This is a genomic window from Streptomyces sp. NPDC001070 (assembly GCF_053598835.1).
In genome coordinates, this window is the sequence record NZ_JBSFLB010000023.1 from 133,291 (window position 1) to 147,183 (window position 13,893).

A 13,893-nucleotide genomic window follows, 5' to 3' on the forward strand; every position below is an offset into this window, starting at 1 on the left:
AGACGGGTGGCGACTTTGGCACGGACCGTCGACCACGAAACGGGCCGAGAGTTCGGTTCCGGGAAAGGGTGCGAGACGGGTGGCTCGACCCCCCCTGTGAGGAAGAGCTCGCCGCTGGGGCGCACTGCCGTGCGCATGCGGTTGCGTGAAGCGTCGGGCCTGCGGTAGTTACGCGAGCGCGAGGCGGCCCGACGGTCGCCGAAGTGGTCGTACGAGGAATCGATGGTCGTGCACGAGTAAGGCCCCCCAGCCGTGTGTTGGCATACCGACGAAAGCGGTGCACCCGCAGGCTTCCCCAAGCCCGATCGGAGCGCTCTCCTCGTCGTGAGCCGGGACGTTATACCCGGGTGGCTTGCCATGTCCAGCGGCAGTCGACAGTTTCTGAAGTCCCGTCAACTCGCAGTGGCGTTGTCAGTGGCGCCTGCTATAGGAGCCACCGGCAAGGCCGTCGTCTATTGATTTTTGACACACGGGTCGATGTCAAAGATGCCTGGTAGTATCGCCGGCATGCCCGCATTGGGAGACGAGCCGACAAGACCGACGGAGGTCGACCCACCGCCATGACAGGGCAGCAAACAGAAGCGTTCGGGCCGTGGCTCGGCCGACAACTGCGACGCGCGGGCATGACGCAGGCCCAGCTCGCCGCCGAGCTGGGCAAGACGCGAGCCGCGGTCTCCGCATGGATCACCGGACGAGCCGAGCCACGCGAGGACGTCAAGTCGCACATCGCGCAGATCCTCGGCACCGACCTGGCCTCCCTGGTGACCAGGACGTTCGACGTCCCCCTCGACCTGCCCCTAGTGTGGCAGCACAGGCCGGCCCACGCCGACGGCGGCCGCGAATACGGCAACGTCGCCGCTTTCGCCTTCGACGCCGACCTGGCCGTCCTGGCACGCGAGGCCACGCAGAACTCCCTCGACGAGCGCTTTGAGACGCAACAGCCGGTGCGCGTGCACTACATGCTCCACGAACTCAGCGGCGACCACCTGGACGCCTTCCTCAAGGCCGTGCACTGGGACGAGCTGAGCGCGCACTACGAGCAGGCCGCCGCCGGCGAACAGAAAGTCTCTCGCGGCCTGCGCGCCGCGCTCGACGAACTGGCGGCCGGCCGCTCCCTTTTGCTGCTGCGCATCGACGACTACAACGCCTTTGGCCTGACCGGCCCCGAATACGGCGACGGCCGCTACGCCGCGGTCGTGCGCCGCACCCTCGACTCCCACAAGAGGGCCGGAGGTCGCGCCGGCGGCTCCTACGGACTGGGCAAAGCCACGCTCTGGGCCACCAGCCGCTTCGGCCTCGTCCTTGTCAACTCCACGCTCGGTGAGGCACACCAGGGCCGCACCCACCGACGCGTCGTGGGACGCCTGGACCTGCCCTGGCACACCCTCGACGGCGAGGCCTATGCGGGGCCTGCATGGTTCGGCGAACCCGACACCGATCCCGAACGCAAAGACGTCGCCCGATCCTGGTGGGCCGACGAACCGACCGTGCGCGACCTGCACCTGGAACGCATCAGCGACGAGCCCGGCACGTCCTTCCTCGTCGTGGGCGCCCACGACGCCTCGGGTGACGCGGAGACGCTGCAGGAGATGCACGACAAGTGCGTACGCTCCCTCGCCGACGGCTTCTGGGCCGCGATGATCGGCGGGCGCGACGCCGGCCCCCTGCTGGAGGCCCGTGTCACCACCTTGCGCAACGGACAGGTGGTCATCCCCGAAGAACGCGTCGACCCCCACGCCCACCACCCGGCCCTCAGCCGCGCCCTGCAGGCCTACCTCGACGGCGAGACCGTCCCCGAACTCACCGCCGGCGACCACGTCGCCCACGCCGAGGTCCCCCTCGTCGTCACCCCCCTCAAAGGCACCGGCCGCGCCCGCGACAAAGGCCGCGAACACCCGGCCGTCCTACTGCTCACCCCGGCCGACGACAACGACGAACGCTTCAACCGCATCGTGTGCATGCGCGGCAACCGCATGACCATCACCGAACAGCGACCCCGCGACCTGCCCCTGGGAACCATGCCGTTCCAGGCCGTCCTGTTGGCCGGCTACGCCACCGGCCGCACCGGTGAGGACGTCGACCCGGCGGAGGCGTTCCTGCGGGCCTCCGAACCACCCGAACACGACCGCTGGGACCGCACCGAGGAACTCACCACCAGCTACGAGCGCGGCGCGCTCAGCCGCATCAAGGAGTTCCGCCACGGCATCGACAAGGCGGCACGCTCCCTCGCCGTCCGCCGCGAGGCCACCCGCACCGGCGGACCGAGCGTCCTGCGCGAACTGCTCACCCTCGAGACCGACCCCACCCCAGGCGCCGGCCCACGCCGCACGCAGTCCTTCCCCACGGTGCGCAACCTCAGCGCCCACCTGGAAGACACCGGGGCATGGAACGTCACGGTCACCCTCAAACTCCCCGACGCCGACGACCCCTGGCTGCTCACCCCCGTCGCCAAATTCGACGTACGCTCCGGCGGCAGGCCGACCATCGACTGGTCACTGCTCATCGGATCGGAAAGCTGCCGCGCCGAGGGCGGCCACATCATCGTCGAACCCGGCGTGCGCACCGCCGTCTTCACCGGCGTCACCGACCCCGCCACCCACCCCGTCAAGGGCGCCTTCGCACGCCTGGCCGTCGACATCCTCCAGCCCCGCAAAGGCGCCGCGTGAAATCCGTGTTCCCCTACCCGACCCTGTTCGGCGATATCGTCTTCGACATCACTGCCGTCACCGTGGACGGCACCCCGCTCCCGTACGCGCAGGTGTCGACGACCGAACGCACCGTCGCCCTGTTCCGATCAGGCCGTGAGCACTGGACGCGGGCCACGCTCCACCTCAAGGCCCACCTGCCCGAGCCGGAGCTCGCCCAAGGGCCCTTCACGGACGTCACCTGCATGGCCGTCCTCACCGAAAAGGCCACCAATACGCGCACCACCGCCCGCCTGGCACGCAACGTCGGCGGCAGCTGGCAGGGCACCATCGATCTCGTCAAGGACCACCACCTGCGCCGCGCCACGCTCACCGTGCACGCCATCGCCACCGTCGAGTCCATGGCGGGGCGACTGGTCGGCTCCGCCGCACAGGACTGGTACGTGGACCTGCGCGAGTCCACCCCCGTGCGACGCCGCGAGATCGACATCGTCGAGGTCGACTTCCGCGACGGCCCGCACGAGTGGCTGCGCCCCTTCCAGGAGGCGCCCTGGATCGTCGAGACCAGCGCCGACACCCCCACCGTCTACCTCAACACCACCGCCGTCGAAGGCCTGATGGACGTTCTCGCCGCCAAGGGCGGCACCACGGCCGAGCGCGTGCTACGCGACATGACCGCCAGCCACATCGCGCAGGACGCCTGGACGGCCATGTTCCACACCGCCGTCAGCGACCTCGACGTTGACGAGGACGGCACCCCGGTCATGCCCACCGGCTGGCGTGAGGCCGTCGTCCGCACGATGCTCCCCGACGTCCTGCCCGGCCGCCAACCCACCGATGCGCTCTACGACATCAACGAGCGCCGCACTCAGGGATTCGGCTGGTCCCAGCTGCAGAGCGCGATCCAGTACGCGGCCGGAAAACGCAGCCGCGTCACCAAGAAGCTGACCAACGCGGTGCGCACCGTCGACCGCACGGACAAGGGTGTGAGCTGATGCCCCGGGCCACCCTCTACGACATCCCCCCGATGCTCGGCCTGCTCCCCGACACGATCGTGGCCAAACACCTCAGCCACGCCATTCAATCCGGGCAGGAGACGCCACCCCAGGTCGCCCTGCGCAAGGCGGCAACCCTGTTGCCCACCACCGAGGCACGCCGGCACGCCGCTCCTGTGCGACAGCTGCTGGAGGAGGCGATGCGTCGCTTCGGTGACCAGCGCACCGCCGCCGACGCATGGCTCGCCCCCCGCCTGCACGCCACCCTCCGCCTGACCCGGGCCGAGGCTGCCGACGGCCGATTGTGGAACTATGTTGCCCTGCTCGTCGCGCCGGACTATGTCGTCTGGCGGCACCGGGGCACCGAAACCACTGCCGCCTCCCGCTTCAGCGGCGCGCACTACACCCAGGCCTTCTCGCGCTTGTGGTGGGCGGCGGAACTCTTCCGCGACGGAACCGATTATCGCCCGGTGGAAACCGCCTGCCGCGTGCAGGACGTCCTGAACACCACCTTGCGGCTGGATGTCATCGACCACCGGCCCACCGCCTTGGCGATCGTGCGGATCCTCGATGGCCTGATCGCCGACGGCACCCCACGGCTGGGTGATCACGTCAACGCGCTGTCCTCCGCCGTCAACACCGCGGGCAGCACCCTCGTCTACGACGTCCTGGCACCCGACCCCGGTGGAGATGGGGAAGCCGTCCTGGACTGGATCGCCGAGGCCCAGGATGCCCCGGCCGTACCCTTTGAGCGGCTGCCGGACGGGCCCGACGACGGACGTGTGAGCGCACAGTCCGTGGACACCCTTGTCGCACTGTTCGGCAAGCTCCTGGCCGAGGCGCCCAGGAGACATCGGCCAACCCTGCGACCGACGGACCCCGGCGTCATCCCGCAGCAGGCGACCGAGGCCCAGCGGCACAGCCTGTGATCAACCTGCCGCGCCCGGCGCTTGCTCCGTGCCGCAAGACGCGGGAGGGGCCCATTCCTCCAAGCGCTTCCACACCTCCTGGCCGGGTGGCTCGAGTCCGAGGGCAGCGCTGAGGATGTGCACGCCCAGCCGCGGCGGGATGGCGTTCCCGATCTGCTGGGCGATGGCACCGCCGCTCCACGGGTACGCCCGCGGGAACGACTGGAGTTGGCCCGCCTCCGGATGGGTGAAGCGGCCGATGTCCCTGCCGTCCCGGGTCTGCAACCGGTTCCGGGAGATCTTCCCCGTCACCGTCGCCGACGGCATCGTCGCCTCCCGCCGGCCGCGCGCCTTGGGATCTCCGCCAGTCCCGTAGTTCGACACGACCACGAAGTGGTCCTTGCGCCCCAGGGCCTTGCCCATCGATACCCACGGCTCAAGTTTCGGGTCACCCACGGAGGCCCCAACGCCCTTGCGGTAGGGGCGGTGGGTGGGCGCGGGAAAACGCGGGCGCTCGCCCAGACGTGCCAGCAGCACGGCACGGCGGCGGGTCTGCGGCACCCCGTACTCCTCGGTGTGGAGCACAAACGCACGCGGAGACGGCTTGGCCGGTCGGCGCGCACCGGTGACCTCGCCCAAAAGCAGCTGGCCATCCTCATCCGGCGCCGCCGGCTTGACCAGGGGGAATTGGTAGCCGATCTTTTCGAGGACTTCGCCCATCGCCTCCCAGACCGGAAGCACGGCGGGTACCTGCTCCAAGACGATGGCCTCGTAGGGCCGCCCCCGGAAATGGGCCTCCAGCGCCCATTTCAGCGGCTGTAGAACCAGAGCGGTCCGCTCGTCGTCGAAGCCCTCGGCCTCCTTCATGACGAGGTCGAGGCCGTCGACGTCCTGTGCCGTGCCCAGCTTGTCCACCAGCGACAACACCAGGTCCAGTGCTCGGCGCCCGGCGCCCGAGCCGGCCACGGTGAAGGTCTGGCACGGTGGCCCGCCTGCCAGCACGGTCGCCTCGCGTACCCTTTCGCTGTTCGGGCGGTAGTCACGAACATCGCCGTGCACGGTGAGCAGGCCGGCGGCCTCCCGCGTCTCGTAGGCGTCGCCGTCCCACTCGATGCCGATGGCCTTCTGCTCGAGGATCTCGGCGGCGATGTCCAGACCTCCGGGGCCCGCGAACAAGTCCACGATGCGCAAAGGTGCAGATGAGGACTGGTGAGGCTGTACGGCGGTCATGATCTGGGAGTGTATAGCGACCCGGGCGGCGGCGGTGCCACACCCGCTCATTGAGCCAGGAGGGCAGCCCGGATCGACAGCCCCAAGGCCTCGGCGAGCGGAGGCGGGGTCGCGTTGCCCACCTGCCGGTAGCGGGCGGTCTTGCGCCCCATGATCTTCCAGTCGCCGGGAAAGCCCTGCAGCAGGGCGACCTGCTCGACGGTGAGCGGCATCATGCCCTTGCGTCCCAATGCGGGATCCCAGTGGAAGTCCGGTCCCGGTACGGTATCCGCGATCGTGGCGCCGTCCACGCCCATGCGCGCCCACGCCCGCTTGGAACCCGTCATGCCGAGATCGGGGCCACCGCGCTCCCACGACCCCCCGACGATGGTCGGGGCCAGACGGTCGGCCTGTGCGGCCCACGCGGCCGCGCCGTCCCATCCGCCGGCGGCCATCGACTCACCCAACGCCATTCCCACCGTGAGCGGCGGGTCGAGCAGGCGCTCGGGGGCGCGAAAGCGGCCCAGACCGTCGCCCTTGAACGCGACGAGCACCCCCTCCTCCCGGTCCTGCGGGACACCGTAGTCGGCGGCGTTCAGGACGAGCCACGCGTGCTCGTAGCCGAGATGCCCCAGCTCCTGCGCCACAAAATCACGCAACGGCGCATACGCGTCCTTGGTCACCACGTCCGGCACGTTCTCCAACAACACAGCCCGCGGCTGCACCCCATACACCAGCTCGATGGCCGCCTTGAACAGGCCCAGTTCGATGGCGCTACCGCGTGAGCGGTTGACCGCCGCGGTTCCCTTGACCCGGGGAAGCCCGCCGGCGAGAAGGTCGACGTCATACACCTGCTGGTCTTCCGTGGGGTCGAAAGCCAAAAGGTCGACAACCCGTACATCCCATTCGGGGCGATTTGCGTGGAGTGTCTCGCAGGCCACCGGTCGGTCGTCCAAAAGCAGCACCGGTTCGAAACCTGCACGTTCCAGACCGAGCGCGAGTCCTCCCGCACCGGCACAGATCTCCAATGAGCGCAGGCGCGGGACGAGGCGGTCGGCATGGTGCCGCCGTGGGGATGCCGGCTTCTCGACATCGTCGAACCCTGCCATCGTCATGCCGTGTGCACCTCTTCGGACCAACATGGGGATCTTGGCGGACGGTGCCGAGACTAGCCCGACGCCCTCGGCGAGTGGTGCGGCCTTGTGTCACAGGTCTGACGCAGTATGCAACCCCGCCCTGGCCGCCCGGCGGCGGAACAGGACACCGCGATGCTGGAAGACTGGCTCCATGCTGCGCGAACCCTCCGAAGTGGAGATCGACGACAACGGCCGAGCCGAGATCCCCATGGGCATCCTGGTCGAGGCCGGCTTGGCCCCCGGCACCACAGTCCTTGCCTACAGTGCCGGTGACGGCCGCATCGTGCTGCGCCGCGCTGAGGACGCGCTGGCGGAGTTGGCCGAAACCGGGAATCTGAGCTGAGCCAAGACCTCTCACGGGCATCCCCTCTCGCAGGAGGCTGTGGTGCGGTGACTCGCCCCCCGTGTACGGGGTCCGGGCGGTTGCACGCACGTGCACAGACGGAGGGCGCAAGATCACAGGGGCCGGCATCCGCAGCGCACGACATCGCCAGGTGCCACCACTCGCACGGCCCCTCGGCCACCCTCCGTGGGAGTCCGGCCGGATCTCCACCGTGAACGCGACGTCCTCCTTGCTTGCCTCCACGCCTTCCCACACGAGCACCTGGACGTGCCTTCCCGGACTCGCAGCCTTCCCGGTCCCACCCGGTTGTCAGGTCGCTGCGAGGCCGGCGGCGTGCCGGCCGCACGAGCCCCGTGGCTCGTCCACGCGGTACACCCAATGCGTCTCGGCGCTCATGGCGCCGATCCTGTCATCTGGGGTTCCTTGCAGAGCGCGGGTCGACCGGCCACGACAGCTGCCCTGACGTGTCCGCGATGCAGCACGGCACCTTGTTCGTCATCGGGAAGGTCGTGCTCGCCGACCATGATCCGGCCGAGGCGGTCACGGTTTTCATCCCATCCCGTCGTCGGCAACGGGAGCGAGGAACGGACTCGGGGTTCCGTGGCAGGAGACGAGCAGGTCCTCTCGAGCGCGTGTGCAGGCCACGAACAGCAGGCTCAGCTCGGTGGCGATGTCCTCCTGGTGTTGTTGCGGGTCGACGTCGATGGGGGTGATCTCGGCACGCATTGGCACAATGCTCTCGCTGACGCCCAGCACGGCGACGCAGCGGAACTCCAGCCCCTTCATCCGGTGCATCGTCGCGATGCGCACACCTGCTCCGGGCGCCGAGCTGTCCAGGACATGCGCGGGAAGGCCGGCCCGTTCCAACGCGGCCGCCACGTCCCGGCCCAGCTGGATGAAGTGCACGGCCACGGCGATGTCCTCGGCGGCCACCCCCGAAGCCGTCCACTCGCCTATCCGGGCTACGGTCGCGGCGATCTCCTCGGCCTTGGACGCATAACGCGCGAGCGTGGAGCGGCGACCGTGCAGAGTGGAGCGGTACCCGGCCAGCGAGGCGGCCAGTCCAGGATCTCGTGCGTGTCCGGTAGTTGATCCGCAACCGTTGGGAGCGCCCGGTGATCGAGATGCCCAAGGAGCGCAGCGACACCTTGTTGCCATAGATGCGCAGATGGGCATCACCCGCGATGAACAGGTCATCGCACCCCTCCGGGACGAGCGCACGCAGAAAGCGCCACTGGGCCGGGTGGAGGTCCTGCGCCTCGTCCACGATCACGTGACGGAAGCGCCGATCGGCCTGCTCGGCCAGGCGGCTCGTGGCTTCCGCGCAGATTTGCAGGAAGGTCCGCTCGCCCAACTGGCGCAACTGCTGCTCGAACGCTTCGGTGGCGCGCCACGCCTGCAGCCGTTGGATGGGCGGCAGGGCCGTGCCGCGTCCGTGGCGGGGGCCCTGAGGTAGGCCTCGGGGCTGCGCAGGTCCTGGGCCACGACATGGCGCCACTCCTGGTTCAAGAACACGTCGGCGTGCAGCTGGTGGTCTCCGTCGCCCACGTCGGCCTGGTCGACGCCATCGGCGCCGCCCTGCCCGGGGCGGCCTGCCCAGGAGCCGAAGGTCATGACTCTGACCTGCCGGGCGTCCTCGCCCCCGTGGAAGAGGATCCGCTCCCTGAGCTCGCGCACGGCGGTGCGGGAGAAGGTGAGGACCAGGATCTGCCCGGCGCTCAGCCCTTCATCCTGCAAAAGGTGGTCCAGGCGCCGCACAAGCGTGTGTGTTTTCCCGGCGCCGGCGCCGGCCGTGACCAGTACCAGTGCGTCGGCGGGCTGTTCGACGACGGCCGCCTGCTCGGAGGTGAGGCGACCGTCTGCCCCGTGCATTTCCATCAGTACGCCTTCTTCCACAGGTACTCGAACTCCGTGTAAGCCAGGTCGCGTCCGAAGTTTTCGATGTTGTCGCGGACGTTGAGAATCAGGCACTCGGGCTCACCGCCGTTGGCGGGTCCTCGCAGTCCACGACCGATCATCTGAACGTAGGTATTGGGACTGTAGGTGGGGCGTGCCACGATCACCGCTCGGACCTTCGGCGCGTCGAACCCTTGAGTGAGAACCCCGTAGTTGGTCAAGACTCGGATCTTGCCGTCGCGGAAGTCCTGGATCCGCCGAGCCCGGATGCTCGGCCTGGTCTTCGATTCGATGAAGGCGGCAGAGACACCGCGGTCGTTCAAGAGTGCCGCGAGGACCTTGGAATGCTCCACTGAGGTCGCGAAGACCAGGACGGGCCAGGCTGGATTGAGCTTTTCGATCTCCTGGACGATGCGCCGGGTGCGGGAGACGTCGTCGGCGAGCTTCTTCGTGACGTCGTCGGGGATGCGCATGCCGTTGTTCTGCAGGACCTTCTCGACCTGGGCCTGGTCCAGGGCCACGCGACCGCCGGGGAGCTCGCGCTGCTCCACCTTGGAAAGCACCCCGAGGCGCTGCAGGTGTCGATGCGCCGCGTTCTCGTCGTCCCCGTCGAACGCACCGAAGTCGAGGCGGCGCTCACCGAAGCGTTTGACCAGACGTCGGGTCTCCTCGTCGTTGCGGCCTCGGTAGGCGGTGGCGGTGAGACCTATGAGGGGACGGGACACCTTGTACTGGTCGATACCCAAAAGATCCAAGATCTTGGTGTAGGTCTTGGGGATCGCGAAGTGGGCCTCATCGATGATGACCGCCGCGGCGTAGCGCAGCCACGCGTACCGTTCGTCGGCCAGACGCTGGACGAGCGTGTCGTCGGTGGCCACCACCAGGTGATGGCCGTCGTTGAACGGCTCGGGGTAGTGACCCTGACGCATTCGGCTGATGTGCAGCTTGGAGGCCGAGCCCAGGTGGGGCCAGAGGAATTCCCAGGTGGCGATGGCCTGCTCGCACAGCTCCTCGCTCTGTGCTATCCACAGGACAGGTCCGACCAGGTGGCCCTCGCGCATGGCGCGGATGGTGGCCTCTGCGGCGACACGGGTCTTGCCGGCTCCGGTCGGAAGACTGAGCATCGCCCGCTGTGGGGTTTCCTGGACCAGGAGACGGTACATGTTGGATACGACTGTGGCCTGGTAATCGTGCAGGTCGGCGACGGTAGTCGGCCCCATGACGGCGAAGTTGGTGGGGAGTGGTGTGTCATCCGGGTCGCCGGCCCAGGACGCGGGGAAGCCGTAGTCCCTCAGGAACGCCCGGGTCCTGGATCCGCCCACCCATTGCGTGGGGGTGTCTTCGAACCCCGCTTCGCGGAAGGCGGGTGCGAGGGTGCGCAGGACGTCGTCGCCGTATGAGGCCATCACCAGACGTGCGACGCGAAGGTCATCGGCCGGGGCGCCGCGTAGTTCTTCGTCGGTAAGTAGCAGACCCGCCGGCAGACGGTCGCGCATGCGGCCGACGCCGACGGCCAGGAGCAGCTTGCGGGCGATGTCGGGTTCTCGGCGTACCGCGACGAACTTCTCGTTCTCGCGGTCCTTGACCTGCTGGGCCAAGAGCGCCCGACAGGCGGAGTCATCGAGGCGAAGTCCCAGCGCGGCGACCACGGCCTTCAGCACCGACAGTTCGTCCTCGGGGCCGCAGAGGAGAACGTCGGACCCGACTCGGGTTTGTGCCAGCGGTTCTTCCTCACGCCCGTGGCTGGTGGTGGTGACCACCCGTGCGAGGGAGGAGCAGTGGACGATCCGCAGGTCCGCATCGTGCGGGAGACGCTGCTTGAGGCGCGGATATACGTCGAAGAGAGGGGTCGGATCGCCGGCGGGTATGTGCTCGATCTCCTCCTTGATGGCCAGTTCGGCGTCTTGCATCGACCACAGATCGCGCATGCGCTCGGTGTCTCCGGCGGTCGGTGCGAGGAGTGCGGGCAGCCGGTGATCCTTCAGGGCACGGTACTTGGCCCGGTCGTGGGTCACGTAGATCTCACCGTCCGACCGAGACGCCCAATCTTCGCCGACTCGGCACCGCGTGTCCTCGTGGCTGGGCCAGGGGATGTCCGCGTTGCCCTCCGTGGCCTGTGCCAGGAGGGCGTAGGCGCGGCCGACGACGGCGTCGTCGGCGCTGGCCGCCAAGCGCTCGAACAGGATGCGCCAGGCATCGGACGGAATGTCGTGGACCTTCGAGGCCAGACCCAGCGCCGCGGCCAGTTCCGAGTCGATTTTGGCGACGGGCAGGAGGTCGCCGTGCGTGTGCAGCTCAGGGGCGAGGGACTCGGTGATGCGGCGCAGCCCCTGACTGGTGGGCAGGTGCACGTGTTGTTGGATCAGCCACACGATCGGCGAGGCTATGGAGACCTGCGCACCCGTGGTCGGGCGACGCACGGTCCAGTGATGCGGGACGCCGTGACGGGGCAGAGCGCAAGCGTAGGCGGCGCGTCCTTCCTCGGAGAGACCCAGCAGCAGTTCCAGCGGTCCTGCGGTATCGGAGCCCTCGACGACGACCGCCTTGGGGCCGACGTGCCGGGCACCGGCGGGAAGAGAGGAGTTGAACTCGCCGAGCGCGTACTCGAAGTAGTCGGCGAACCACCCCGCCTCCTGGTCGACACGTGCCAGAGCCGGGATGTCCGCCGCCCCCAGATCCTTGAGCACTGTCATGTCGGGACCGTGGAAACGCGGATCAATGGCCGCGTGCCCATCACGCGAGAGATCCGAGGGGACGATGCGACCGGGCAGGAGGCATGCGTTCAGTGGGCGGAAACGGCCGTCGCAGCACCGCACCTTGATCGTCTCTCGGTACCCCGGGCACCGCTCTCGGACCGCCGCCACCGTCGGGGCACCGCCGGCCTGGCGCGACAGCTCCCAAAACTGGGCCCAGTCACCATCCCCGTACCGGGCGAAGCCGATGTCCAAGACGGCCTCCAGGCGACCCACGGCGCTGGCCTCGGTGATACCCAGGATGGACAGCGCCTTCGCCGCCTCACGGTCGAGGGCGACCTCGGGATGCACATACTTCTGACCGTCCTGGAGCGTGCCGGACGCCGTGACACGCCGGTACACGGATCCTGGTTGGGGCGCCTGAAGTTTGCCGTCCTCGGTCAGCAGGATGCGTGCGCCGGCGGCCTCCATTGCGTGCGCGGAGGCCTTGGACTTCATGTCGGCGGCGATGAGGAGAGCGAGAATGCTCGCCCCGGGACTGCCGTCCGACACCAGTGCCTCGAGCCAGTTCTTGACCGACTCAGCAGATTTGTCCGCACGTTCCATGATGTCGCGCACGCGTGAACGGCGATCACGGGCCTCGACGCTGTGATGCACCCAGTCCCTCGGACGACCGGGATGTTTGGCCCACAGCCGCAGCCACTCCGGCTGAAGGTTTTCGGGGTGCAGGTGCAACTTCTTCGGCTCGCGCAGGGCGCCGGACTGGTCGGGAACGGAGGCACGGACGACCGCCGCATCCAGCACGTTCGCGCTGAGCTGCCGGTCGGCCCACTGGGCGGCCTCGCGACCGCGCGCGGTCAGCAACGTCAGATACGTTCCCGGGTCGTCAGCCTCGACGAGCTTGGGCACTGAATCGACGATCAGCTCCGCCGCTGCGCGGATCAGCTCGGTGTTGAAGGGGCTCGTCTGAAGGTTCTGACGGTCGGGGCTCGTCTGCCAGGCCGCGTTCAACACTCCGGTGAGGGTCGTGTTGTAGTGCGTGGGGAAGTAGGCCCAGAACTCCCCGCGCTCGGAGCGGTTCTTCACCCCCTTCCCGGGCACCGCCCACGCGATGCGGATCGTCGGCCTACCGTGCTGGTCACCTGCTGCCTCCAGCGCCTCCGGAGACGGCGAGTGATCACGGGAGAAGACGCGCCACCGCTCCGTGCGCACTTCCTTGCCGTCCAGCTGCTCGCGGATGGTGTGGAGGTCGCCGCGAGCCTCCTGGCTGATGACGCGCAGGCGGTGATGGCCGCTTCGCGCATCCTCCAGCACAACGGTGTCCACATGAGCGGAGAACAACTGGAAGTGCACCGGGAAGTTGTGCAGATCGCCACCGAGCCGCTCGCCCGCCCCCGGCTTCAACGGCAGCACCACCACCGTGGAGGCCCACTCCATCAACGCATCGAGACGACGATCCCTCTTCCGCTCTGTGGCGTCGTCCAACACCTGGGCCATGCGCAGGACCGGCGTCTCCTGTTCCGGTGGAACCGGCACGGTGCTCCGGATCAGCTGGGAGGACCACTGCTTGTCGAAACCGAAGCTACCGCTGGTGCTGAAGAAGCGAGGGGTGTCACAGACACTGAGCACTGACTTCATGCCCACTCCGAAACGGCCGATCTTTCCGCCGCGCTTGGCCGACGAGCTCATGTGCAGAATCGTGTCCACGCCCTGCGGAGACACCGGGGTACCCGTGTTCGCACAGTACAGGTGAGTGTCCGTCAGGACGACCTGGATGCGGCCTTCACCCTCGTTCTCGATCTCGTCGGCGCCGTTCTGGACGAGTTCGTAGATCTGTCGATCGCTGTAACCACCCCGGGATATATCGCGTTCCAGGTTCGCGTGTTCCAGAACATGTCGGGGATCGGCTCGATAGACGTCGAGACTGCGGCGGGACAACTCACGTACGGCTGTCAAGACATCAGGCAGGTGGAAATCGGACGCCTGCATGGTGCGCGTAACTCCTTTGGCTCTGAAATGGCAGGGTCGACATGATGTTTTGTGAGTATGTGGCAGGACCAGGCAGTCA

8 protein-coding genes and 2 pseudogenes are annotated in these 13,893 nt (G+C 68.3%); 4 read left to right on the forward strand and 6 right to left on the reverse strand.

From position 1 onward, the window contains the following. The first annotated feature begins 560 nt into the window (after positions 1 to 560). Genes ACWDAS_RS26785 through ACWDAS_RS26795 form a run of 3 tightly spaced genes read left to right on the forward strand, consistent with a single transcriptional unit; the run spans position 561 to position 4,569 of the window. Positions 561 to 2,666, forward strand: coding sequence for a helix-turn-helix domain-containing protein (locus ACWDAS_RS26785; RefSeq protein WP_450395662.1), 2,106 nt, complete (start codon positions 561 to 563; stop codon positions 2,664 to 2,666). Further along, positions 2,663 to 3,640 (forward strand): hypothetical protein, encoded by a 978-nt coding sequence (locus ACWDAS_RS26790; RefSeq protein ID WP_450395664.1) that lies wholly within the window; start codon positions 2,663 to 2,665, stop codon positions 3,638 to 3,640. The genes ACWDAS_RS26785 and ACWDAS_RS26790 overlap by 4 nt, the downstream gene beginning before the upstream one ends. Next, a complete protein-coding gene (locus ACWDAS_RS26795) occupies positions 3,640 to 4,569 on the forward strand; it encodes a DUF6339 family protein (protein WP_450395666.1) in 930 nt (309 codons plus the stop codon). The genes ACWDAS_RS26790 and ACWDAS_RS26795 overlap by 1 nt, the downstream gene beginning before the upstream one ends. Here the strand turns inward: ACWDAS_RS26795 and ACWDAS_RS26800 are convergent, their stop codons facing one another. Together ACWDAS_RS26800 and ACWDAS_RS26805 are read right to left on the reverse strand one after the other, a co-directional pair. Then, complete coding sequence (locus tag ACWDAS_RS26800) at positions 4,570 to 5,778, reverse strand: DNA cytosine methyltransferase (RefSeq protein WP_450395669.1); 1,209 nt, start codon at positions 5,776 to 5,778, stop codon at positions 4,570 to 4,572. A 47-nt stretch (positions 5,779 to 5,825) separates the two neighbouring features. Next, entirely contained in the window at positions 5,826 to 6,872 is a 1,047-nt protein-coding gene (locus ACWDAS_RS26805; protein WP_450395671.1) for a DNA cytosine methyltransferase, read from the reverse strand. A 172-nt stretch (positions 6,873 to 7,044) separates the two neighbouring features. On the opposite strand from ACWDAS_RS26805, the gene ACWDAS_RS26810 reads away from it, so the two are divergent. After that, a complete protein-coding gene (locus tag ACWDAS_RS26810) occupies positions 7,045 to 7,236 on the forward strand; it encodes a hypothetical protein (protein ID WP_396348496.1) in 192 nt (63 codons plus the stop codon). 549 nt (positions 7,237 to 7,785) lie between these two features. On the opposite strand, the gene ACWDAS_RS26815 is transcribed toward ACWDAS_RS26810, so the two are convergent. From ACWDAS_RS26815 to ACWDAS_RS26830, 4 genes and pseudogenes are all read right to left on the reverse strand, one after another. Continuing rightward, positions 7,786 to 8,169, reverse strand: coding sequence for a 3'-5' exonuclease (locus ACWDAS_RS26815; RefSeq protein ID WP_450395675.1), 384 nt, complete (start codon positions 8,167 to 8,169; stop codon positions 7,786 to 7,788). Between the two features lie 280 nt (positions 8,170 to 8,449). Next, a pseudogene (locus ACWDAS_RS26820) lies at positions 8,450 to 8,734 on the reverse strand (UvrD-helicase domain-containing protein); the annotation flags it as partial. Positions 8,735 to 8,829: 95 nt separating this feature from the next. Then, positions 8,830 to 9,114 (reverse strand): annotated as a pseudogene (locus ACWDAS_RS26825) (UvrD-helicase domain-containing protein); the annotation flags it as partial. Continuing rightward, on the reverse strand, positions 9,114 to 13,814 hold the full coding sequence (locus ACWDAS_RS26830; RefSeq protein WP_450395677.1) for a sacsin N-terminal ATP-binding-like domain-containing protein: 4,701 nt from the start codon (positions 13,812 to 13,814) through the stop codon (positions 9,114 to 9,116). The gene ACWDAS_RS26830 and the pseudogene ACWDAS_RS26825, both read right to left, overlap by 1 nt. Positions 13,815 to 13,893 lie beyond the last annotated feature (79 nt).

Coding starts and splice junctions, on each gene's coding strand:
- ACWDAS_RS26800 (WP_450395669.1), bottom strand. CDS start 5,778: ATGACCGCCGTACAGCCTCACCAGTCCTCATCTGCACCTTTGCGCATC.
- ACWDAS_RS26805 (WP_450395671.1), bottom strand. CDS start 6,872: ATGACGATGGCAGGGTTCGACGATGTCGAGAAGCCGGCATCCCCACGG.
- ACWDAS_RS26795 (WP_450395666.1), top strand. CDS start 3,640: ATGCCCCGGGCCACCCTCTACGACATCCCCCCGATGCTCGGCCTGCTC.
- ACWDAS_RS26830 (WP_450395677.1), bottom strand. CDS start 13,814: ATGCAGGCGTCCGATTTCCACCTGCCTGATGTCTTGACAGCCGTACGT.
- ACWDAS_RS26785 (WP_450395662.1), top strand. CDS start 561: ATGACAGGGCAGCAAACAGAAGCGTTCGGGCCGTGGCTCGGCCGACAA.
- ACWDAS_RS26810 (WP_396348496.1), top strand. CDS start 7,045: ATGCTGCGCGAACCCTCCGAAGTGGAGATCGACGACAACGGCCGAGCC.